24 protein-coding genes are annotated in these 22423 nt (G+C 31.5%); 11 read left to right on the top strand and 13 right to left on the bottom strand.

Features of this window, described 5'->3' with window-relative positions; all coding sequences use genetic code 11:
- Window positions 1-268 precede the first annotated feature (268 nt).
- Both LNQ49_RS14670 and LNQ49_RS14665 read right to left on the bottom strand, forming a co-directional pair.
- Complete coding sequence (locus tag LNQ49_RS14670; protein WP_229989758.1) at window positions 269-1258, bottom strand: ribonucleotide-diphosphate reductase subunit beta; 990 nt, start codon at window positions 1256-1258, stop codon at window positions 269-271.
- Window positions 1259-1599: 341 nt separating this feature from the next.
- Window positions 1600-2169: a DUF3109 family protein gene (locus tag LNQ49_RS14665; protein ID WP_229989756.1), complete on the bottom strand. Its 570-nt coding sequence runs from the start codon at window positions 2167-2169 to the stop codon at window positions 1600-1602.
- A 255-nt stretch (window positions 2170-2424) separates the two neighbouring features.
- On the opposite strand from LNQ49_RS14665, the gene LNQ49_RS14660 reads away from it, so the two are divergent.
- The 3 genes from LNQ49_RS14660 to LNQ49_RS14650 all read left to right on the top strand — a co-directional run bounded on the left by LNQ49_RS14660 (window position 2425) and on the right by LNQ49_RS14650 (window position 3942).
- Entirely contained in the window at window positions 2425-3003 is a 579-nt protein-coding gene (locus LNQ49_RS14660) for a MarC family protein (RefSeq protein WP_129540701.1), read from the top strand.
- A 128-nt stretch (window positions 3004-3131) separates the two neighbouring features.
- On the top strand, window positions 3132-3335 hold the full coding sequence (locus LNQ49_RS14655) for a hypothetical protein (RefSeq protein ID WP_229989755.1): 204 nt from the start codon (window positions 3132-3134) through the stop codon (window positions 3333-3335).
- Window position 3336: 1 nt separating this feature from the next.
- The gene (locus tag LNQ49_RS14650) at window positions 3337-3942 is read left to right on the top strand and encodes an FAD-dependent oxidoreductase (RefSeq protein WP_229989753.1); all 606 of its coding nucleotides are present in this window, start codon (window positions 3337-3339) and stop codon (window positions 3940-3942) included.
- A gap of 97 nt (window positions 3943-4039) precedes the next feature.
- Here LNQ49_RS14650 and LNQ49_RS14645 read toward each other — a convergent pair whose 3' ends face one another.
- The 5 genes from LNQ49_RS14645 to LNQ49_RS14625 all read right to left on the bottom strand — a co-directional run bounded on the left by LNQ49_RS14645 (window position 4040) and on the right by LNQ49_RS14625 (window position 7463).
- Window positions 4040-4351 (bottom strand): hypothetical protein, encoded by a 312-nt coding sequence (locus tag LNQ49_RS14645; protein WP_229989752.1) that lies wholly within the window; start codon window positions 4349-4351, stop codon window positions 4040-4042.
- A gap of 42 nt (window positions 4352-4393) precedes the next feature.
- Complete coding sequence (locus LNQ49_RS14640; RefSeq protein WP_229989751.1) at window positions 4394-4759, bottom strand: nuclear transport factor 2 family protein; 366 nt, start codon at window positions 4757-4759, stop codon at window positions 4394-4396.
- A 17-nt stretch (window positions 4760-4776) separates the two neighbouring features.
- Window positions 4777-6354 carry a S41 family peptidase gene (locus LNQ49_RS14635; RefSeq protein ID WP_229989750.1) on the bottom strand — a complete coding sequence of 526 codons (1578 nt, stop codon included), beginning with the start codon at window positions 6352-6354 and terminating at the stop codon, window positions 4777-4779.
- Window positions 6355-6435: 81 nt separating this feature from the next.
- A complete protein-coding gene (locus LNQ49_RS14630; protein WP_229989749.1) occupies window positions 6436-6867 on the bottom strand; it encodes a deoxycytidylate deaminase in 432 nt (143 codons plus the stop codon).
- Window positions 6868-6869: 2 nt separating this feature from the next.
- A complete protein-coding gene (locus tag LNQ49_RS14625) occupies window positions 6870-7463 on the bottom strand; it encodes a HupE/UreJ family protein (RefSeq protein ID WP_229989748.1) in 594 nt (197 codons plus the stop codon).
- A 195-nt stretch (window positions 7464-7658) separates the two neighbouring features.
- Between LNQ49_RS14625 and LNQ49_RS14620 the strand changes: the two genes are divergently transcribed.
- Window positions 7659-8090: a tellurite resistance TerB family protein gene (locus LNQ49_RS14620; RefSeq protein WP_129540694.1), complete on the top strand. Its 432-nt coding sequence runs from the start codon at window positions 7659-7661 to the stop codon at window positions 8088-8090.
- A 100-nt stretch (window positions 8091-8190) separates the two neighbouring features.
- Here the strand turns inward: LNQ49_RS14620 and fbp are convergent, their stop codons facing one another.
- Entirely contained in the window at window positions 8191-9198 is a 1008-nt protein-coding gene (gene fbp / locus LNQ49_RS14615; protein WP_229991339.1) for a class 1 fructose-bisphosphatase, read from the bottom strand.
- Window positions 9199-9372: 174 nt separating this feature from the next.
- Here fbp and LNQ49_RS14610 point away from each other — a divergent pair, with 174 nt between their 5' ends.
- The gene (locus LNQ49_RS14610) at window positions 9373-9852 is read left to right on the top strand and encodes a GNAT family N-acetyltransferase (protein WP_229989747.1); all 480 of its coding nucleotides are present in this window, start codon (window positions 9373-9375) and stop codon (window positions 9850-9852) included.
- 23 nt (window positions 9853-9875) lie between these two features.
- On the top strand, window positions 9876-11135 hold the full coding sequence (locus LNQ49_RS14605) for an aspartate kinase (RefSeq protein WP_229989745.1): 1260 nt from the start codon (window positions 9876-9878) through the stop codon (window positions 11133-11135).
- A gap of 67 nt (window positions 11136-11202) precedes the next feature.
- Here LNQ49_RS14605 and LNQ49_RS14600 read toward each other — a convergent pair whose 3' ends face one another.
- Window positions 11203-11550, bottom strand: a complete 348-nt coding sequence (locus LNQ49_RS14600) for a helix-turn-helix domain-containing protein (RefSeq protein ID WP_229989743.1) — start codon at window positions 11548-11550, stop codon at window positions 11203-11205.
- 214 nt (window positions 11551-11764) lie between these two features.
- Between LNQ49_RS14600 and LNQ49_RS14595 the strand changes: the two genes are divergently transcribed.
- On the top strand, window positions 11765-12457 hold the full coding sequence (locus tag LNQ49_RS14595; RefSeq protein WP_229989742.1) for a hypothetical protein: 693 nt from the start codon (window positions 11765-11767) through the stop codon (window positions 12455-12457).
- On the top strand, window positions 12439-12639 hold the full coding sequence (locus tag LNQ49_RS14590; protein WP_229989741.1) for a hypothetical protein: 201 nt from the start codon (window positions 12439-12441) through the stop codon (window positions 12637-12639). The genes LNQ49_RS14595 and LNQ49_RS14590 overlap by 19 nt, the downstream gene beginning before the upstream one ends.
- Window positions 12640-12980: 341 nt before the next feature.
- Here the strand turns inward: LNQ49_RS14590 and LNQ49_RS14585 are convergent, their stop codons facing one another.
- Window positions 12981-13328, bottom strand: a complete 348-nt coding sequence (locus LNQ49_RS14585; RefSeq protein ID WP_229989740.1) for a helix-turn-helix transcriptional regulator — start codon at window positions 13326-13328, stop codon at window positions 12981-12983.
- 322 nt (window positions 13329-13650) lie between these two features.
- Here LNQ49_RS14585 and LNQ49_RS14580 point away from each other — a divergent pair, with 322 nt between their 5' ends.
- The 3 genes from LNQ49_RS14580 (at window position 13651) to LNQ49_RS14570 (ending at window position 18938) form a co-directional block, all read left to right on the top strand.
- Window positions 13651-17082 (top strand): hypothetical protein, encoded by a 3432-nt coding sequence (locus LNQ49_RS14580; RefSeq protein ID WP_229989739.1) that lies wholly within the window; start codon window positions 13651-13653, stop codon window positions 17080-17082.
- Window positions 17083-17145: 63 nt separating this feature from the next.
- The gene (locus LNQ49_RS14575; protein ID WP_229989738.1) at window positions 17146-17703 is read left to right on the top strand and encodes a hypothetical protein; all 558 of its coding nucleotides are present in this window, start codon (window positions 17146-17148) and stop codon (window positions 17701-17703) included.
- Window positions 17704-17867: 164 nt separating this feature from the next.
- Window positions 17868-18938: a glycosyltransferase gene (locus LNQ49_RS14570; protein ID WP_229989737.1), complete on the top strand. Its 1071-nt coding sequence runs from the start codon at window positions 17868-17870 to the stop codon at window positions 18936-18938.
- Window positions 18939-18957: 19 nt separating this feature from the next.
- On the opposite strand, the gene LNQ49_RS14565 is transcribed toward LNQ49_RS14570, so the two are convergent.
- The 3 genes from LNQ49_RS14565 to LNQ49_RS14555 all read right to left on the bottom strand — a co-directional run bounded on the left by LNQ49_RS14565 (window position 18958) and on the right by LNQ49_RS14555 (window position 22284).
- Complete coding sequence (locus LNQ49_RS14565) at window positions 18958-20277, bottom strand: porin (protein WP_229989736.1); 1320 nt, start codon at window positions 20275-20277, stop codon at window positions 18958-18960.
- 169 nt (window positions 20278-20446) lie between these two features.
- Window positions 20447-21526 (bottom strand): sensor histidine kinase, encoded by a 1080-nt coding sequence (locus tag LNQ49_RS14560; RefSeq protein ID WP_229989735.1) that lies wholly within the window; start codon window positions 21524-21526, stop codon window positions 20447-20449.
- Between the two features lie 74 nt (window positions 21527-21600).
- Window positions 21601-22284, bottom strand: coding sequence for a response regulator transcription factor (locus LNQ49_RS14555; RefSeq protein ID WP_035617332.1), 684 nt, complete (start codon window positions 22282-22284; stop codon window positions 21601-21603).
- Window positions 22285-22423 lie beyond the last annotated feature (139 nt).

The raw sequence follows: 22423 nt of genomic DNA, 5'->3' as shown, positions 1-22423 counted from the left end.
TTATTGTTATTGAAAAAATGAAAGACGCTGAAATAACGAATTTCAGCACTTAAACATTGTGTGTTTTATTATTAATTATAGGAATTAGTAGCTTCCCAATAGTTTGCCTGTCCTCAATCTAATATATAGTTTGAAAATCAATCAGTAATACCATTGAATCTACGATTTGGGAAAAGAGATTCAATCTTTAAATTGTCTAGTTATGAAACCTTCGTTTCTTAATTTTATTGTTTTTAGTATCGTGGTAATCACTAAAACTTACAGTTCTCTAAAAATCTGCATCAAAGCTAATTTTCTGAGAATCACTATCACCAGCTGAGCTACTGTTCATTACTCCTGCTTTTTGATATTCTGAAACTCTTTTTTCAAAGAAATTAGTTTTTCCTTGAAGTGAAATCATATCCATAAAGTCAAATGGATTTGATGAGCCATAAACACGATCACAACCTAATTCTACAAGTAATCTATCTGCAACAAATTCTAAATATTGTGTCATTAAAACTGCGTTCATACCAATTAAACTTACAGGAAGAGATTCCGTAACAAACTCTCTTTCGATGTCTAAAGCATCAACGATAATTTCTTTAATTCTATCTTTTGGAACTTTGTTTAACAAATGGTGATTATGTAAATGCACTGCAAAATCACAATGTACTCCTTCATCACGAGAAATTAATTCATTTGAGAAAGTCAAACCTGGCATTAATCCACGTTTTTTCAACCAGAAAATTGAACAGAAAGCCCCTGAGAAAAAGATTCCTTCTACCGCAGCAAAAGCAATTAAACGCTCAGCAAACGAATCAGATTCAATCCATTTTAATGCCCAATTTGCTTTCTTTGCAATTGCAGGAAAAACGTCTAACGCATTAAACAACTGATCTTTTTCGGCTTCGTCTTTTACGTAAGTATCAATAAGAAGCGAATACGTTTCACTATGAATATTTTCCATCATGATTTGAAAACCATAGAAAAATTTAGCTTCAGCATATTGTACTTCGTTTACAAAGTTCTCAGCAAGATTTTCATTTACAATTCCGTCAGATGCAGCAAAGAATGCTAATATATGTTTAACGAAATATCTTTCATCATCTGACAACTTGTTATTCCAATCATTCAAGTCTTGATGTAAATCAATTTCTTCAGCTGTCCAAAAACTCGCTTCCATCTTCTTATACCAATCCCAAATATCATGGTGCTTGATTGGAAAAATTACGAAACGGTTCTTATTTTCTTGTAAAATTGGTTCGACTTGTGACATTTTGTTGTGTTTTATTTTAAAAAATTTCAATGAATTTTCATCCATTTCTGTAGACTACAAAGATTGTCATTTGTTGGCTAAAATAAAAGCCAAACTTATTCACAATCGACTCTAGTTTTTAACAAAGGGCTAAAAACAGAATAATTTTCATACAAATATTAACTTTCTGAAAATGAAACAGTTAAAACCATTCAAATTCATACAACCGTCCGTAAAATATAGGATTTTTATAATAAAACGCAAGCCTTTTTTATAAATTTTAAAAATCTTTTTTTCCTACTCATTTGGAAGATTTTTTATTACAATCTCAGCTTTATTTAATAATGAAAATAGATTAATTTTTAAGTACGCTTAATCTCTTGCGCAACTTTATCAAGCTCAGCATACCAATCTTCACCAAACTTACGAATTAGCGCTTCCTTGACAAATTTATAAACCGGAACTTCAAGCTCCTGACCTAAAGAACAGGCAGCGTCACAAATATCCCATTTGTCATAATTAACCGCTGCAAACTCAGTAAAGTCTTTCACTCTAATTGGATATAAATGACATGATACTGGCTTTTTCCAGCTCACGATTCCTTGATTGTATGCTTGTTCGATACCACAAAGCGCAGTTTTACCATCGAAAATCACATAGGCACAATCTTTATTGTCAATTAGCGGCGTTTCTAAATCGCCATCTGTACCTTTAATCCAAGTTCCTTGCGCTTCGATAGCAGCAATCCCTTCTTTACGTAAAAATGGTTTTACTTTTGGATAAATTTCTTCCAAAATCTTTGTCTCCTCTTCACTCAACGGAGCTCCTGCATCACCATCGACACAACAAGCGCCTTTACAAGCAGATAAATTACAAACAAATTCTTTTTCAAGAATATCCTCAGAAATGATAGTTTTTCCTAATTGAAACATGATAATAGAGTACTGAATTATAAAGTGCAAAGATAGTCAATCTATCTCGATGCCGACTAGATAAATTGAATCAAAAACACAGACTTCAATTCCACCTATCGAATTAACAGAATAAAGCTACATCTTGTTACAAACATCACACAAGAGGCGTTAAAACACATTTTTATAACAAAAAATCACAGATTAAGCCTAAAATGTTAAAAAAAGCCATTTATTTTTTACCTTTGCCCATATTTAACTCCTAAATAGAAAAACATGCTAGAAATAGACTTAAAAGAAATAATTACTGTTGGAATGGTACTTTTTGCTGTAATTGATATCGTTGGTTCTATTCCTATTATTGTTAACCTAAGATCCAAAGTTGGTCATATAGAATCCGAAAAAGCTTCTATAGTTGCTGGTTTAATTATGATCATCTTTCTTTTTATTGGAGAGGGGTTCCTAAAAATAATTGGTATCGACGTACACTCTTTTGCTGTAGCAGGATCATTTGTGTTATTTTTTCTTGCCTTAGAAATGATTCTTGGAATTCATATATATCGTGACGAAGAAGCTAGCTCGGCCTCTATTGTCCCATTAGCTTTTCCTTTAATTGCAGGAGCAGGAACCATGACCACATTACTCTCATTGCGCTCACAATTTCATACTATAAATATTGTAATCGCAATCATCCTTAATATAACTCTTGTATATATCGTTTTAAAATCATCTTCAAAAATCGAGAAAATGCTAGGAAAAAACGGACTTGGCGTGGTTCGTAAGACATTTGGAGTCGTACTTTTAGCAATTGCTGTTAAATTATTCGCAGCTAATGTTAAAGGTTTGTTTGTCTAAAATTAATTTTCATAAATTTACCCACTAGAAATACTTAAATGTCGAAATACTCGTTTGCGGATTCACCAAAAACAATATTTCTTTTTTTAAATATTTCTTTTAATCATTTAGAAATAAATAGTTATCCTATGAAAATTTTTACTTCCATATTAGTGCTTTTAGCAGTAGCTTTGATTATTTTCAATATTACTTTGCTTGACTTTCAAAATCCTTTACAAGGAGATAGCATGGTAGCTTTTATTGGAATAGCAGCTTCTTTTTGTGCCGTACTAATTCTTTTGATTTTTAGAATTTCTAAAAAAATAGAAGAAAAAATGAACGATCAACAATAATATGTTTGACGTTTTAATTATTGGCGGAGGCGTATCGAGCATGTCCTGTGCACTTGTTTTAGGATCTGCACAAAACAAACCTTTTGCCATTGACAAAAAAATTGGAATTTTTACACATCAAAAAAGTTCTTCTCTCCAAGATGCCCTTTTCAACAATGCTTATGGTATTGCACCTGGAAAATTAGGGTCTGAATTATTATCAGAAAGTACTGAGCATTTAAATCAGGAATATCCTCATATTACACAGATACCAAATGAGAAAGTAATAAAAGTTGAAGGAGAATATCCTGAATTTTTAATCACTACCAACAAAAGCACATACAAAACCAAAATGATAGTTGTAGGGATTGGATCTGCAAACACATTTGCTATCGAAGGTTTAACACAATACATTGAACCTCATAAAAAAGCACTTCCCGAAAAACAACGAATTCAGTTAAAAAATATTGACCATAAAATCACCGAAGGCATTTATGTTATAGGTACTCTGGCTGGCTGGAGAAGTCAACTGGCAATTGCTGCAGGAAGTGGAGCTGCCGTTGCAACAGATATTTTAACTGTATGGAATAACGGAGTTCAAACTCATGCTCACGATAGCACTCGATAGTCACCTATAAATACAAAAAAACCATTAAGAGATTACGTTTTAAGCAGTATGCTTTTCTTATCCTCTTAATGGTTTTTATTTTTAAATCAAATTTACTCTATCTGACAGACAGAATCTTCTTTACCTTTATATGCTTTTCTGTATCTGCTTTCCAGACCTCTCCTTTTAGAGAAACTACATCACCTTCTTTAAGCTTTTTGTAATTTTCAGGACCACCCATGTTTACAACACTAACTGTAGCATAGTAAACTTTATTTCCCTCTGTCTTAATCTTGGCTGTATATCCATCTTTACCAAACTCAATAGATTCAACTTTCCCAGAAATCGTACTGCTGCTTTTCATCGTTGCACAAGAAATTACAAAAACCATCAAGACAAATAGAAAACTTATTCTTTTGGCATTTTTCATTTTTTATATTTTTACCGCTAAATCTACTTAGCTACATTAATACTACTTCAACTGCACACAGCTTCCTGCAATAACTTTCAGATTCTCTCCAAATCGTTTCCAAACTCTGCTATATCTAAAAATACCATCTAGAGGTTTACCATCATATTTTCCTCTTAATAAAACAGTAACTCCAACAACAGCTGTGTCATCAATTACATTAATAACCTGATCTGAGGCTTCTAATACATCGATTTTCATCTTACCTGAACGATACGAATCTAAATCAAACTCCTTATCAATTGTTTGTCCATCAGGTAAATTAAACAACAAATCATCATGGAGAATTTTTTCTAAAGCTAAAACATCTGCGTTTTTAATTGCAGTTAATAGCTCAATTTCAGCATTTACAACAGTATTTATTTCCATTTCAAAAAAAATTAGAATTATTTTTTCGGATTTAAAACAGCCTTAATCATTGCATCATTTTTAAGAATCGTATCGTAATAATAAATTTCACCATACAATTGTCTAGCAAATTCGGCTGTAATATAACGACTAATGATTTCTTTATTTTTTTCTAATTTTAAATCCAACCCGTTCTTAAAAAGATACTTCTGGAACAATTTAAAATAGTCATCTGTTGCCTTCATTTTAGCAACAAATTCTTGATAATTTAATCCTGTGAATGCCTTGCGGTTTTTATCCAATTGCTCAAAAACAAAATGCCCTACAATTCCTGTTTGCAATAAATAAGCAGAACCTTCACTACCATGTTCTATTTCAATAGGCACAAAAACATCTGGAACGATACCACCGCCACCATAAACAATTTTACCTTTTGGTGTTTTATACTTTAATGTATCAACAACTTTAATACTGTCCTTACTGTATAATTCTCCATTATTGAAACGCGAATCTGACTCTTTAAAGTAGTCTTCGTTTCCATGACTATAAGGCTTCTGAATAGAGCGTCCTGTAGGTGTATAATACCTCGCAACAGTTAATCGAACAGCAGATCCATCGTTAAAATCCATTTCACGTTGTACCAACCCTTTTCCGAATGAACGACGACCTATTATATTTCCTCTATCATTATCTTGAATTGCCCCTGCCAAGATTTCACTTGCCGAAGCACTATTTTCATTGATTAAAACTGACACTTTTCCGTTTTCAAAACTACCACTTCCTGTAGCATACGTTTTTTCAGTTTCGCCATTTTTATTTTTAGTAAAAACGATAAGCTGCTTGTCTTTCAAGAATTCATCAGCAATTGCAACTGCTTCTTCCATATATCCTCCTCCATTGTCACGAAGATCTATGATGAGAGACTGAATCCCTTTTTGCTTTAACTTGGTTAAACCTGATTTAAACTCAGCATAAGTCGTTTCTGCAAAACGATTTATCTTTATATATCCAGTACTTTTATCCAATAGCATTGAGACATCAACACTCTTTATAGGAATAATGTCTCTTTTTATCTTAACCTTTAATTTCTTTTGTTCTGATTTTCGATAAACAGTAAGTTCTATTTCTGTCCCTTTTTTGCCTTTTAATTTAGCAAATAAACTATCTGACGGAAGTCTTCGCCCAAATAATTTAGTTTTTCCAACGTATAAAATCCTATCTCCTGCCTGAATTCCTGCTTTTGCCGAAGGACCATTTTCTATTGGTTTAATTATGGCAACTGAATCTCTATACATATAAAAATTCACCCCAATTCCCACAAAATCACCTTTCATGCTTTCGGCAACCTCTGCTTGTTCGCTTGGCGGAATATAAACGGAATGAGGATCTAATTTCGATAGAATATTATCAACTGTAAGATTAACAATAGAATCTGTATTGATACTATCGACATACTCATTATTAATGAAATCAATTAATTTATTGAGCTTGTTCTTAGAGTTATTTTTAGCCAAAAACTGGTCCTGCGCTGGAGTACTTAACAAGCTTCCAAGTACAGTTCCTAGAGCTAAAGCTGCTCCAATAACTATTGGCAAATATTTAGTATTGAATTTCATATGTAGCTAATATTTGTTTTACGAGAATATACTATTGCTATTCTTCATAAGTAACCATGTGTTTGAAATTACTGCAACTTTCTACTCTTCTAATACGGGGATATGCTCGACTTCTACTCCTGCTTTTATTAAAAACTGAATCCCAGCGTCATCGCGATATCCATTTTGGTAAACTACCCTTTTTATTCCCGATTGATGAATTAATTTACTACATTCTTTACAAGGGGAAAGCGTTATATACAAAGTTGCTCCTTCACAAGATTGAGTTGATCGGGCTACTTTTAAAATAGCATTGGCTTCGGCATGTAAAACATCCCAGCGTGTTAACCCTTCTTCATCCTCACAACAGTTCTCAAACCCAGATGGCGTACCGTTATATCCATCAGAAATAATCATCCGGTCTTTTACGATAATTGCACCAACTTGCTTTCTCTTACAATACGACAACAGGCTCCATTCTTTTGCAATTCGCAAATAAGCTTTGTCGTATCTATTTAATTTTTCTTTTTTCATTTTTATCTACTCCATATTTCGCTCTCAATAACCATCGGGATTACAACTCCTATTATAAAAGCCGACATAGCCAAAGTCCAATCACGTTTTGAAAAACGGAAAATTGTTTGAACAATATATGAGATTATTAAAACTACAAAAACCACAATAATTTGAGCCGCCTCAATCCCTAATGCAAATTCTGCCAAAGGCAACAATTTTGATGTTGGACTCCCCCCTAATATCGTTCTAAAATAATTAGAAAACCCCAAACCATGAATTATTCCAAAGAAAAGTGTTATAAAAAACACTAAATTAATACTCTCCGTTTTAGATGATTTTCCTGCTGTAAAAAAGTTAAAAAAGGCTGTTATTAAAATAGTTATCGGAATTAAAAATTCGACAATATTTACTTTAATAGTAATAATTCCATAAACCGAAAGCAATAAAGCTAATGTGTGACCAACAGTAAAAACAGTCACAAGCAGCAAAATTCTCTTCCAATCTTTAAACGCATAAGGAATGGTTAAGGCCATTAAAAACATTACGTGATCGTATGCATGAATATCTAGAACGTGTTTTAATCCTATTTGAAAATAAATCCAAAAATCTGACATGGGTATTTTAATTTAAAATTGATAAAGGGTGTGTAAACTTACGATTAATTTTGAAAAGTGATAGATTGCTTTTCTAAAATGATTAAATAAAAATAAGTTAAAATTGCCGTTTTCTGAATTATAAAAATTATAAAAAAATTAAAATTAATAATTTAAAAATAGATTTATCTTTGTGATACAAAAAACCAATTAATTATGTCATTTTCAGATTTATTTGATAGCGAATTTAAACTAAGAAATAAAGGTCACTTTTCGGCTATTGTTCGCGTAGCCCTTGCTGATGGAAAAACTAATCAAGAAGAAAAAGCCTTTTTAGATAAGTTAGCTTCTAGATTAGAAATTTCAGATGAAGAATACAAAGAGATTCTTGCTGACCCTATGAAACACCCAATAAACGCACCTTATTTGTATTCTCAACGTTTAGAGCGTTTATACGATTTGGCTCGTATGGTACATGTAGATCACCAAATGGGAGACAGTCAAGAAATTATGTTAAGAAGATTTGGATTAGCACTAGGATTTACTCCTGGAAACGTAAACTACATCATTGCAAAAGCACTTTCATTAGTAGATAAAAAAGTAGATTTAGATACTTTTACTTTCGAAATGCAGAATATGAATAAATAAAAAAGTTCACAGTAATACTTTACAGTTTTTAAACTGATACTGAATACTACGATCAAAAAAATAAAACCCGATTATAGACTAATCGGGTTTTGTTTTTTTATTATTTAGCTTTAAGCATAAACTCTTCTGCTTTTTCGACCATATTATAGCTTCCACAAAAGAAAGGAACACGTTGGTGTAATTCGGTTGGATTAATTTCCATGATTCTATTAAAACCATCCGATGCTTTCCCTCCAGCTTGCTCTGCAACAAATGCCATCGGATTACATTCGTATAATAAACGAAGCTTTCCTTTTGGTGCTTTACTACTTGTTGGATACAAATAAATTCCACCTTTAATCATGTTTCGATGAAAATCAGATACCAAACTTCCGATATATCTTGAAGTATAAGGTCTGTCATCTTCTTCATGCTGACAATATTTAATATAATCTTTTACTCCCTGAGGAAAATGAACATAGTTTCCTTCATTGACAGAATAAATTTTTCCATCTTTTGAATATTTCATATTCGGGTGTGACAAATAAAATGTTCCAATCGCAGGATTCAAAGTAAATCCATTTACACCATGACCTGTAGTGTAAACCAACATTGTTGAAGTTCCATAAATTACATATCCTGCTGCAACTTGATTTACTCCTGGTTGTAAAAAATCCTCAAGCGTAACTGGAGTCCCTATTGGTGTAATTCTTCTATAAACCGAAAAAATAGTTCCTACAGAAACATTTACATCAATATTAGACGAGCCATCTAGCGGATCCATCAATACTACATACTTATTGTTATGACTATTATCACTTCCTTGAACAGTAATAAAATCATCGTTTTCTTCTGAAGCAATTCCGCAAACAATCTCACGATTGATTAAAGTTTGAATAAAAACTTCATTTGCATACACATCCAGTTTTTGCTGATCTTCACCTTGTATGTTTTGCTCTCCTGCTGCTCCAACAATATCCACCAAGCCGGCTTTGTTAACTTTATAATTAACCACTTTTGCAGCCAATCGTATAGAATTAATGATTCTGGATAACTCCCCAGACGAATATTGAAATGCTTTTTGGTTTTCGATGATAAACTCACCTAATGTTTTATTGCGTTCTTCCATTATACTATATCGTTGTAGATTTTTTTTTGAAGTCACAAATATCGCCTTTTTTGTGAAATTGAATTAAAAATTATTTAGTTAGTTTGCGCGTATTGTATATTTGTTAATCAAAAGTAAAAAACAAGTTCAAAAAAACCATTATTTTAGATATAAACATATTAATAATAAGAATTTATGAATATTAGAAAAGGGAATCCTGAAGACATGAAAGCTGTTTTAAGCTTGATTCAGGAACTAGCCATATTCGAAAATGAACCCGATGCAGTTTTGATTACTGAGAGCGATTTGGTTCGGGATGGCTTTGGCGAAAATCCTCTTTTTCATGTATTTGTAGCCGAGGTCGATACCGAAATAGTTGGAATTGCCTTATACTATTATCGATTCTCGACTTGGAAAGGCAAAACAATACATTTAGAGGATTTGATCGTTAAAGACAAAATGCGTGGATCTGGTTTAGGAATGGCATTGTACTCCGAAATAATGGAGCAGGCAAAAAAAGATAAAGTAAGAAGAGTTGAATGGAATGTACTCAATTGGAATACCCCTGCAGTTAAATTCTACGAAAACACTGGTGCTAAAATATTTGAAGAGTGGCGTGTCGTTCAAATGGACGAAACTGGAATCGATACATTTTTAGAGAAAAACAAAAATTAAGACACAATATATAATAATAAATAATGAGAGTATTCAAATTTGGTGGTGCCTCAGTAAAAGATGCTGAAGGAATTAAAAACGTATATGACGTTTTGCAAAAAGTAGGTTATGAAGATGTATTGCTTGTAGTTTCGGCTATGGGAAAAACCACAAACGCTCTTGAGGTTGTAATAAAGAATTATTTCGAGAAATCTAGCGAGTTAAATTCGTCAGTGCAAGAAGTAAAAAAATACCATAATCAGATATTGCTGGATTTATTTGAGGATGAAAAACATGAAGTTTTTACTGCTGTAAATGCTTTTTTTTCAGAGTTAGAATATTTTCTTGCTCATAACAAATCTCCTAACTACAACTTTGTTTATGACCAAATTGTAAGCTTTGGAGAATTGATTTCAACTACTATTTTAAGTCATTTTATGAATTTTATGGGCGTTCAGACCCAATGGATTGATGTACGTAACTTTATAAAAACCAATGCAACTTACAGAGATGCAGAAGTAGATTGGGAATTAACCCAAAAAAATATTGGCAAAAACGTAAAACGAAACATGCTAAACATCACACAAGGATTCTTAGGTGCTGATGAAAACAACTTTACTACAACTTTAGGTCGTGAGGGATCTGATTATACTGCTGCTATTTTTGCTTATTGCCTAAATGCAGAAAGTGTTACTATCTGGAAAGATGTACCTGGAGTAATGAATGCTGACCCACGTTATTTTGAAAATGCAAGTTTACTTAATCAAATTTCATATCGTGAAGCTATAGAATTAGCTTTTTATGGAGCAACAGTTATACACCCAAAAACATTACAACCTCTACAGAAAAAAGAGATTCCATTGTATGTAAAATCTTTTATAAACCCATTATTAAAAGGAACAAGTGTTTCTAAAGGAGTAGATCTAGAACCTTATTTACCTTGCTTTATTGTAAAGAGAAACCAGCTTTTAATTTCTCTTTCATCAATAGATTTTTCTTTTATTATGGAAGAAAATATCAGTGAGATTTTTGCCTTATTCCATGAATTTAAGATTAAAGTAAATTTAATTCAAAACTCAGCAATTAGTTTTTCTGTTTGTGTAGAAGACAAATTTGAGAACTTCAATGACTTGAATGCAATACTTTCTAAAAAATTCAAAGTTGATTTCAGCGAAAATGTAACCTTATACACCATTCGTCATTTTGACGATAAAGCTGCTGAAACAGTAGAAGAAAACAAAGTTGTTTTATTAAAACAAGTAAGCCGTGAAACTATGCAAGTGGTAACGAAAGAAGTAGATTAATTTTATTTAGAAGTTAATTACATAATTTAAAAACAAGGTTTCACCAAAAGTGAAACCTTGTTGCTTTTTATATATTCCGCTTTCTCTTTAAATCTTTTATCACTTTTTTCAACTCTTTTATTCGAGCTTCATATTGTTCTATTATTTTATCTGACAATTGATTAATAATAAATGTTTCATTTAAATCGCTATTATCCTCTTTATCCTCTCCTATTTCATCCTTTACCAAATCTTCTGGACTTATTTTAAAGATCTCACATATTTTATTAATATGGCTTGCCCAAGAATTGCTTTGACCACTTTCGATCCTAGCATAAGCTGATTGAGATAAATGCAAATAATCTGCTGCCTCTTCTTGTGAAATGTTTTTACTTTTTCTGAGTTCTTTTAACTTATTTCCGATAATCACATTCATACTATCTACCATTTTAATACCCCAAATAACTCTATAAAAACATAGAGGACAGATTTTTAAACAAATACTCAGTAAATCTAACTTTTTCATACAACAAAGGAAAAACACTCAAATTCAGGGTAAGAATAACCGTTTTTCACATAAGTCTTATTTAATTTCTCGTTTAGATTTGTCCTTTACAATAAATTTTTACCAACTATTAAACCATCGTGATATGAAAAAGTTAAAATTTACCTTACTAATAATCTTTTTAATTAAGTTATTGTATTCATGTGATAATAAGGAAAATTTTCCCGAAAAGAACTTATCGGACGCTATAAATTATTCTGAAATCAAACTCGACGCGATTAGAAACATTTCTAAATTAGAAGAAAAAATAAATAGCAACGTTGCTTTAGAAAATGAAATATCTAAATATTTCACTATAAAAGAACAATCTTATTCTAAACAAGTAAAATTCACAGAGCAATTAAATTTTAAAATTTCTTTAGCTCCACATTACAATATAAAAGAGGCGACATTTATGCTAGCTTTTTATCAAGATTTAGCTAATTCATATGATAAAGATATTTTTAATTTACTTGATTCAAAAAGAAAAGTACTTAATAAAACTTCATTCCCTTCTAATTTCAAACAAGAAGTAAATCTTCTTTTTGACATAATCGAAGAAACTACTTCTAAAATTTATCCCATTTTATATAAAGAAAATACACTTTATTCAAAAGGTACCGGTTTTTGGAGTTGTATGGGAGGAAAAGGAAAAGACATAGGGAGGGGCATTGCAACAGGAGCCATAGGAGGAGCTATAGCAGGTGCCTATACTGGAGCAACAGGAGGTACAGTAGCATTACCTGGAATTGGAACTATAACTGGTGCGGTTGGGGAGCTGTGTTTGGAAGTACTTTAGGAGCAGTAAGAGGAGCTGCTGTAGCTGCTGTTTGGGCTGCTGCAGATTGTTCATCAAATCTAAAACAACAATTAGAAAAATTCCCTGAAGAACGCTTAGAATTAAGTTTAGAAAAAATTAAATTTATTAATTCTATATTAGAAGCATCTGAAAAAACTTCATTAACTTTTATACTAGAATAAATGACAATATTTGAAAAAATACACAAAATAGGGATACGTCAGTTTGTTTTTTTTATTTTAATAACAACAATAATGTTTTTTTGGTCATATTTTTTTAGTGATAAAGAATTTAGTTGGAGCACTATATATAAACATCGCGAAGACATAAAAATGTATATTGCTTTATTATATGCATTTATATCTGCACTTTTTATACATGTTGGAATACTATCTTGTTTTAAATTTCCTCCTCCAAAATAAAATTAACTTAAATATGAGATAAACAAACATTCTATTTCTGAATAACTTAATTTATTTCACATCCTTTCAAGGTTTCACTTTAGGTGAAACCTTGTTGCTTTTTATATATTCCGCTTTCTCCTTAAATCTTTTATCACTTTTTTCAACTCTTTTATTCGAGCTTCGTATTGTTCTATTATTTTATCTGACAATTGATTGATAATAAATGTTTCATTTAAATCGCTGTTATCCTCTTTATCCTCTCCTATTTCATCCTTTACCAAATCTTCTGGACTTATTTTAAAGACCTCACATATTTTATTAATATGGCTTGCCCATGAACTACTCTCCCCTCTCTCTATACGTGCATACGTAGATTGTGACACATGCAACGAACTTGCCACTTGTTCTTGTGATAGATCTTTGCTTTTTCGTAATTTTTTTAGCTTATTTCCTACTGATTCATTCATAATCAAAAGTTTAGTCAGTATAAAAATAAGAAATATTTTACTATTTTTCAGAATTAGACTAAAAATAACCAATTTTTGCATTAGCATTATTTCAAATTACTTCCGGATTTTACTTCAAAAAGTAAAACTATCCGTTAAACTGCCTGAAAATTAAAACTTTTAGATACTGAATTATTCCTATATATCATAATTTCTATTCTTCATTCCTCATCAAAATCAACAAAACACCACTTTACAATATTCTCAAATTCATTGATAAAAACCAGCACCATAATTTCCCGAATATAAATACTACTTTTGAGGTTTTGGAGTTAAAGTATTTATGATTAAAAAATTACTCTTTTGGATTGTAATTATTTTTTGTTCTGGACTTCACGCCCAGGAAATAAACTCGTACTATAAAACCAAAAAGGTTGTTGCTACTAGAGATACTATACATCTAGAGAGTTTCAGTATTAATTCCAATTATTTTCAGCTTTTAGATACCAATAAAAAACTTATTGATAGTAGTTTATACAAAATAGATTTCCAGAAAGGGACATTACTTTTAAATGAAAAATTAACTTTGGGTACTGACTCACTTACAGTTGAGTATTTGAAACTTCCCGACATCCTAACCAAAGAATATAAAATTTATGATTCTAATCGAATTGTAAACAATGGTGCAACTGCTGAATCTTTGTACCAAATAAAGCCCAAAAACGTTAAAACGGTTACTCCATTTGACGGATTAACCACTTCGGGAAGTATTACTCGTGGAATCACTATTGGCAATAATCAAAGCACTGTATTAAACTCCAATCTTGACCTTCAAATTACAGGAAAAATATCAGACAACGTAAGTATTCGTGCTTCATTACAAGACAACAATATTCCGCTACAAGATGGTGGCTACTCACAAAAACTAGATCAATTCGATAATATCTTTATAGAACTCTTTAGTAATAATTGGGCGTTACGAGCTGGGGATATTTTTCTTGAGAACAAAAAGACACAATTCCTTAATTTTGACAAAAAGGTCCAAGGTCTTGCAGTCAATTTTAATTTTGGTGATGAAGACAACAAAACAAATGTATTTGCTTCAGCCGCATTGGTAAGAGGACAATATGCTAAAAGCAACCTTACTGGGCAAGAAGGAAATCAAGGTCCTTATAAATTAACTGGTCAAAACGGTGAATTATATATATTGGTAATTTCTGGTTCTGAAAGGGTGTATGTAAATGGTGTTTTATTAAAACGAGGCGAAAATAAAGATTATACAATCGACTATAATGCTGGTGAAATTACTTTTACTTCTCTTTTTACCATTACTTCCGAAATGCGAATAAGCATCGAATACCAATATTCAAATCAAAACTATACCCGATTTGTAACGTATGCTGGTGTTACTCATGAAAATAAAAAATGGAGTTTTGGAGGGTATTTGTACTCTGAAAATGATTTAAAAAATCAGCCTCTACAACAAAATTTAACCAAGGAACAAGTTGAAATATTAAATAACGCTGGAGATGATACTAATGCTATGATTGCTCCCTCAGCATACGCAGATACTTATTCGGATAACAAAATTCTCTACAAAAAAATAATGGTAAATGGAGAGGAAGCTTACGAATTCTCTAACAATCCAAAAGATGAATTATACAATGTAAGATTTAATTTAATTGGTGCTCAGTCTGGAGACTATATTCTTAAGAATGTAAATACTATAGATCGTATTTATGAATATGTTCCACCTATAAATGGTATTCCGCAAGGAAATTATGCTCCAGTTATCAAACTCGTTGCTCCAATAAAGCTACAAGTAGCTACTTTTTTAGGCAAATACAATCCAACCGAAAAAACAAATTTTGATTTCGAAATTGGAGTTAGTAATAATGATGCAAACCTGTTTTCGAATATACAGGATAGTAACAACAAAGGTATTGCTACCAAAATAAATGCTAAACAACGCTTGTTTACCAAAAGTTGGAATCTGGACGCTTTTATAAATTATCAATTTATTCAGGAAAATTTTAAATCGGTTGAACGGCTTTATAATATTGAGTTTGATCGAGATTGGAACCTTCCTGCAATTCGATTTGGGAATCAGAGCTTATTAATCTCAGGTTTAAACTTCGATTTACTTCCTCAAAAAAAATCCTCTGACATAGGATTGGTAACCTATCAATTTGAAAATTTAGATTTTACCGAAAACTATTCTGGAAGTCGACATACCATTAATGGCCTCTTTAAACTAAAAAATTGGTTTATCCAGAACCAAGGTAGCTTGCTCAATAGCAGCAGTACTATATCGACATCTAAATTTTTAAGAAACCAAACCCAAGCTCGTTATCATTTTAATAAAAACTGGATTGGTGGTACAATACAACTTGAAGACAATCAAGAGAAAAACAAAAATACCAATCAATTTTCGGCTTTAAGTCAAAGATTTAATGAATATGGCTTATTTGTAGGTCGAGGCGATAGTACTAAAGTTTTTGTAGAACTAGGTTTTTTAAGACGTAGTAATGATAGTTTGCAGAACGGATTATTACAACATGTAAACAACTCTCAAACTTATTACTTTAAATCAAAATTGATACAAACAACCAAAAGTGATTTATCTGTATATGCAAGTTATAGGGTCTTGAATTATGAAGATGCTACAAAGAAAAAAGAACCATCCCTAAATTCTAGAATTCTCTATAATGATCGTTTCTTTAATCAATTTATCCAGACTACTACTGCTTATGAAACCAGCTCAGGAACAATGCCTCAGCAGGACTATACATACGTAGAAGTTCCAGCAGGACAAGGAGTCTATACTTGGATTGATTATAATAACAATGGAATCCAGGAATTACAAGAATTTGAAGTAGCAGCATTTATTGACCAAGCAAAATATATCCGAATCTTTTTACCAAATCGAGTTTATATTAAAACAAATCAGAATAAATTTTCTCAGTCGGTAACCTTGAATCCAAATCAATGGTTAAATGAAACTGGTATAAAAAAAGTAATCTCTTATTTTTATAATCAAACCTCATTTATATTAGATCGAAAAGTAAAAAGTAATGGCGATCGTTTTGAACTTAATCCTTTTAATTCCTCTGATGAAAATGTACTGGGATTAAATTCTAGTTTTAGGAACAGTTTATTCTATAATCGTGGTAAGCAAAAACACTCAACAACTTATACCTATTTACAAAACAAAAGCAGAAACCTACTTACAATAGGATCCCAACAAGCTACAAACAGTTCACATCAATTGCAATATTCACATTTATATGATAAAAGTTGGCTATTAGGCATTTTTACCAAAACCATCCAAACTGATCTTATATCTGAAAGTTTCCCTGAAAAGAATTATAAACTTACTGGTTACCAACTAGCACCAAAAATTAGTTATTTATTTTCTAAGAGTACTAGCTTGGATTTCTTTTATGAGATCCAAAACAAAGACAATCAAATTGGCGATGAAGAAACCTTAAAACAAACCCGATTAGGAACATCATTCTCTTACGCTGGGGATAAAAAAATAACACTAAATGGGGAGTTTTCTTTTTACCAAAATAAATTCACTGGTAATGAATTTTCATCCGTGGGCTTCCAAATGTTGGAGGGATTGCAAACGGGACAAAATTTGGTATGGAGATTGTTATTACAAAAAAATATCACCCAATTTTTGGATGTTAATGTAAATTATCAAGGACGTAAAGGAGAAACTGGAACTACTATCCATACTGGGAACATCCAATTGAGAGCTTATTTTTGATTCATTTTCAAAAACATTACAATTAATTGATTAATTTTATTATGAATTTTAACACTTTAAGACATGAAAAAACTATTATTACTTTGTTTTATGTTTGTTTTCTCTAGTAATTTTTACGCTCAAGAAACTGCTGTAAAAACGACTAAAGCAAAAGCTAAAACAGAAGCAGCTAAAGAGAAAAAAAAGGCTACTGACTCTAAAACTGCTGCAGAGAAAAAAGCAGCTAAAGAAAAAGCAACCGCTACAAAAAGTGTAGATGACAAAGTTGCAAAGACCAAAAGTGATGCTAAAGCTAAAACCACTAAAGCAGAAGAGTCTACTGCAAAAAAAGCAGCTAAAGCAAAAACAGATGCTAAAAGTGCAAGCGATGATGCTACTAAAAAAGTAACAAAAGCCAAAGCTGATACTAAAGCAGCTACTGAAAAAGTAGAAAAGGCTAAGGCTGATACTAAAACAGCATCAAAAACTGCTACAAAAAAGGTTAAAGAAACTAATGAAAAAGCACCTAAAGTAGCTGATAAAGTTACTGGAGAGTATAATGGTAAAAAAGTGTATACTGGTCCAAGAGGCGGTAAATACTACATTAATTCTAATGGGAATAAAACTTATATTCAAGACTAAATAACTTATTCTTGATAGACAAAAAAGGTTAGACTTCTTATAGCGTCTAACCTTTTTGCTTTTACTAAAATAATAACTTAATATTTTAGTAATCATTTATAAATAAGGAAAACACTTACTATTTGTAACTTTCGCAGGGTTAACTTAATATAACCCAATTCTATATGAATTTAGATTCAACCAATAAAACTATTTTAATTGCTCCATTAAATTGGGGTTTAGGCCACGCCACTAGATGCATCCCTATAATTAAGGCTCTTCAGGAAAATAATTACATACCGATAATTGCCTCAGATGGTATTGCTTTAGAATTATTACGAAAAGAATTTCCTTATATCCAAACTCTCGAATTGCCTTCTTACCAAATAGAGTATGCAAAAAATGGTAAGAACTTCAAATGGAAATTAATCAAAAATTGTCCTAAAATGATTGAAGCCGTCTTGGATGAGAAAAAGATGGTAAAGTCTTGGATAAAAAAATATGGTATCGATGGTATTATTTCTGATAATCGTTTAGGTGTTTATTCTAACAAAATCCCCTCAGTTTTTATTACTCACCAACTGAATGTGATGACAGGAAACACAACTTGGTTTACCAGTAAATGCCATCAATATATTATAAAAAAATATACTGAATGTTGGGTTCCTGACATAAAAAAGAAACCTAACTTAACGGGGGAATTAGGCCATTTAAAAACCAAAAAACTTAAGTTAAAATACATTGGTCCTTTAAGCAGAATGCGCAAGAAAGAAACACCAAAAGTATATGATTTAATGGTAATCTTATCTGGACCAGAACCTCAACGAGGCTATCTTGAGGAAAAGTTAAAGAAAGAAGTACTTCGCTATAAAGGAAAAGTTGTTTTTGTAAAAGGTGTCGTTGAAAAAGACCAAAAAAAGGAAATCATTGAGAATGTTACCTATTACAATTTCATGAATACTCGACAACTAGAACAAACCTTTAATGAAAGTGAACAAATCCTGTGTCGTTCTGGTTACACAACCGTTATGGACTTGGTCAAACTAGAAAAGAAAGCTTTTTTCATACCAACTCCGGGTCAATATGAGCAAATATATCTTGCTGAGAAACTACAAGAAGAAGGACTTGTTCCTTATGCATTGCAGGATGATTTTAAGATTGAGGATATTGCAAAAATCCATGAGTATGAAGGATTGCCTCAATATAAAAAGAAAGCGAAATGGAGTTCATTATTTTCCGTTTTTGAAAAACAATAAACTCCATTTTTATATTTTTTTAGAAATTGAATTGAGCTTGTATTCTCAATAAATTTCCTTGTTGTCGATTATTTGGTAATACACTATCCTCAAAAGTTCTATCAGCAATAACATATTCTGCGGTGAACTCTAATGCTTTTAGTGGTTGCCATTCAATCCCAATTTCATAATCCCGAACTACATAGCTTCGGGCATCTTTTTCATATTTTTTCCCTCCATCATAATATTGAAATTTTGCAAAAGGATATAATAGTTGTTTTCCTAAATCCCACTTATAATTTAATAAAACATAACCACCATTTATATTTGTTACATCAACAGTATTGGTTTCCTTATTATAGCGAGGGCCTTTACCAATATTATATTCTGTTTGTATTCCAAAAGGCTTTGGATATAAAACAAAAGTTGCTCCTACTCTTTGATCTTTAACATATTGTTTATTAGCATCTACTGCTACTCCTGTTGAAATTTCATTAGTAAATGCCCATTTTCCTGTATAAGCTTGAAGTCCTGGTTCGATAATTTGGTTTCCTATTACGAAAGGATAAGTAACTCTCGCTACAACATTTAAATCTCTGTTACTATCTAGTTTATTAGAATATTGACCATTATAAGCTCCGAAAGCAAATACACCATAATCACCCGAACCTTTGTACCCCTCTTTTACTAACATTTCAAAACGTTCTCTGATTTTGCTTGGTGCCCAATAAAAAAACACTCCTAAATCACGTTCGTTTAATATAGCACTATTCATAGCATCATTTCTATCCAAAGCAAGTCGAACTGAACTTGATTGCATGTTTTCGAAACCATAAGGAATTTTACTTTGCCCTACACGAACACGATACTCTTTTTTAGGATCAAAAGAAATATCAAAATATATGTCTCTAATTTGAACGAAATTATTAATTCCTGTACTAGGTGAACTTGCAAAATCTGGTTGGAAGTAAAAAAACACATTAGGATGCACTTGTCCAGAAAATACTAATCGTGCTCGTCTAATAAAAAACCCATTATTAGATTTCGCATCTGGTTCTGTTGAAGTAGTTCCCCAAGACTTATCACATTGTTCGCAGGAAACCTTATCATTGGTAGAAAAAAGCCCGTTATATCTTATCTGAACATAACCACGTAGTGATATTTTATCATACCAACGATCCTTTTCTTCTTTATGAAAATTAGGTTCAATCTTTGGTTCCATAATTGTTACCGTTTCTTTTGCCTTATTTATAGAATCTAAAATACGAACTACCTCCTTCTTGATCTCCTCCTTGTTTACCTCTTGTGCATGAACAAAACCCGCCACTAAAGATAAAGCTACAACTAAAATTTTTTTCATCTTATTTTTTTAACTCCACATTCAAAATGCAAAAATCACCCATCAAGGTTAACATAACGTTACCAAGATGTTATCATAATGAGAATTTAATATTAAGAGGCTATCGGCAATTTTAAATTGGTGTAAAAAGGGGGATATTTAATGCCGAATCAAGGTATTCAGATTACATTTATTTAACTTCACCATTAATGCTTTTATAAGCTTTCTCTAAGGTAAATGAAAACTCTGAACCAATACCAAATTCACTTTCTACATACACCTTCTCTTTATGAGCTTCGATAATATGTTTAACTATAGCAAGTCCTAATCCTGAACCTCCCTCAGTACGAGCACCACTTTTATCTACTCTATAAAAACGTTCAAAAAGTCTTGGTATATTTTGTTTCTCGACTCCTTCTCCATTATCGCTAATACGGATAAGTACTTTTTTCTTTGTAAGATTTACTACTCCTACTTCAGTAGTTCCTCCTTGTTTACCGTATTTAATAGAATTTACAATCAGATTTTCTAGTATTTGCTGAATTCTGTCCTTATCTCCTTTTACAAAAATAGACTGCTGAAATTTCTTCTCGTAAGTTAATTTTATCTTCTTTTTATCGGCTTTCATTTCCAATAAATCAAAAACATTTTGGATAAGTTCTATGATATCAAAATTGGTAATGACCAAATTTAAATCGCCTGATTCTAATTTAGTGATCATATCTAAATCCTCAACGATATAAATTAATCGCTCTACCCCTTTTTCAGCTCGTTTAAGATATTTTTTTCGAATGGTTTTATCTTCCATTGCTCCATCCAATAATGTCGAAACATATCCTTGAACGGTAAACAGTGGAGTCTTAAGTTCATGTGAAACGTTACCAAGAAATTCACGTCGGTATTCTTCACGAATTTCTAGCATCTCAATTTCCAGCTTTTTATCAGTAGCAAATTTTTTGACTTCACGCGAAAGCGTTTCCATATCAGTTGTAATCGGTTGGTTAATAAGGGTACTAGATTCTAGTAACGAAACCTCATCATAGATTTTTTTTACTCTTCGGTAAATAAAACGTTCTACACGATATTGTAATACGAGAAATGAGAACGCGTATACTGATATGAGAAAAACAAGACTAAATGGTAATAAATTTATTGTTTTATTTTTGAAGAATAATAAAATCAAAATTATTACGAATCCTGTAGCAAAGAGACTTATGTATAGTGCTGACTTTACAGCAAACTTATAGGTTTTTTTAAAACTTATTTTCATTTAATTCATGGATAGCTTTCTACAAAGATAATTCTGATTTCTTTGCATTATGCTTTTGTTTAGGAATCTTTATTTTAAACCTCGAATTTGTAACCTACTCCTTTGATGGTTTTAAATAAATCTTCTCCTATTTTTTCTCTCAATTTTCGAATATGCACATCAATCGTTCTTCCACCTACAACTACTTCATTACCCCAAACTTTATCAAGAATTTCATCACGCTTGAATACTTTTCCTGGTTTTGAAGCCAATAAATAGAATAGTTCAAATTCTTTTCTAGGCAAAGCAATCTCAATATTATCTTTTACGATTTTATATTCTTCGCGATTAATTTCGATACCGCCTACATTTAATGTATCACTACTAACTTCTTGTTCTTTTAAGCGTCTTAACAATGCTTTTACCTTACTTACTAATAATTTTGGTTTAATAGGCTTAGTAATATAGTCATCTGCTCCAGCATCAAAACCAGCAACTTGCGAATAATCTTCACTTCTTGCTGTTAAGAAAGTAATAATAACATTATTTAGTTCAGGAATTTTTCGAATATGCTCACAAGCTTCCATACCATCCATTTCAGCCATCATAACATCCATTATTATAAGATCTGGCAATTCTTTTTGAGCTTTAGCAATTGCGTCTTTTCCGTTAGAGGCAGTAATTATTTGATACCCTTCTTGTGAAAGATTATATCCAACAATTTCTAAAATATCCGGTTCATCATCTACTAGTAAAATCTTAGTTTGTGTTTTTTTCATAAAATAGCAAAAATTGGGTTATCTCATTGATTCTTATACTACATAGTATTCAATGATTCTAGTTGCGAGTGTAAAGATAATAATAAATCGACTGTTAAAAAGTAGTGTTAACGGTAATTTAATTTCATAACAATTTCAT

Origin of the sequence: Flavobacterium pisciphilum (genome assembly GCF_020905345.1) — a bacterium.
Taxonomy (GTDB): Bacteria; Bacteroidota; Bacteroidia; order Flavobacteriales; family Flavobacteriaceae; genus Flavobacterium; species Flavobacterium pisciphilum.
Note: the sequence above shows the minus strand (reverse complement) of the source record. Positions and strands in the feature narration are given on the sequence as shown.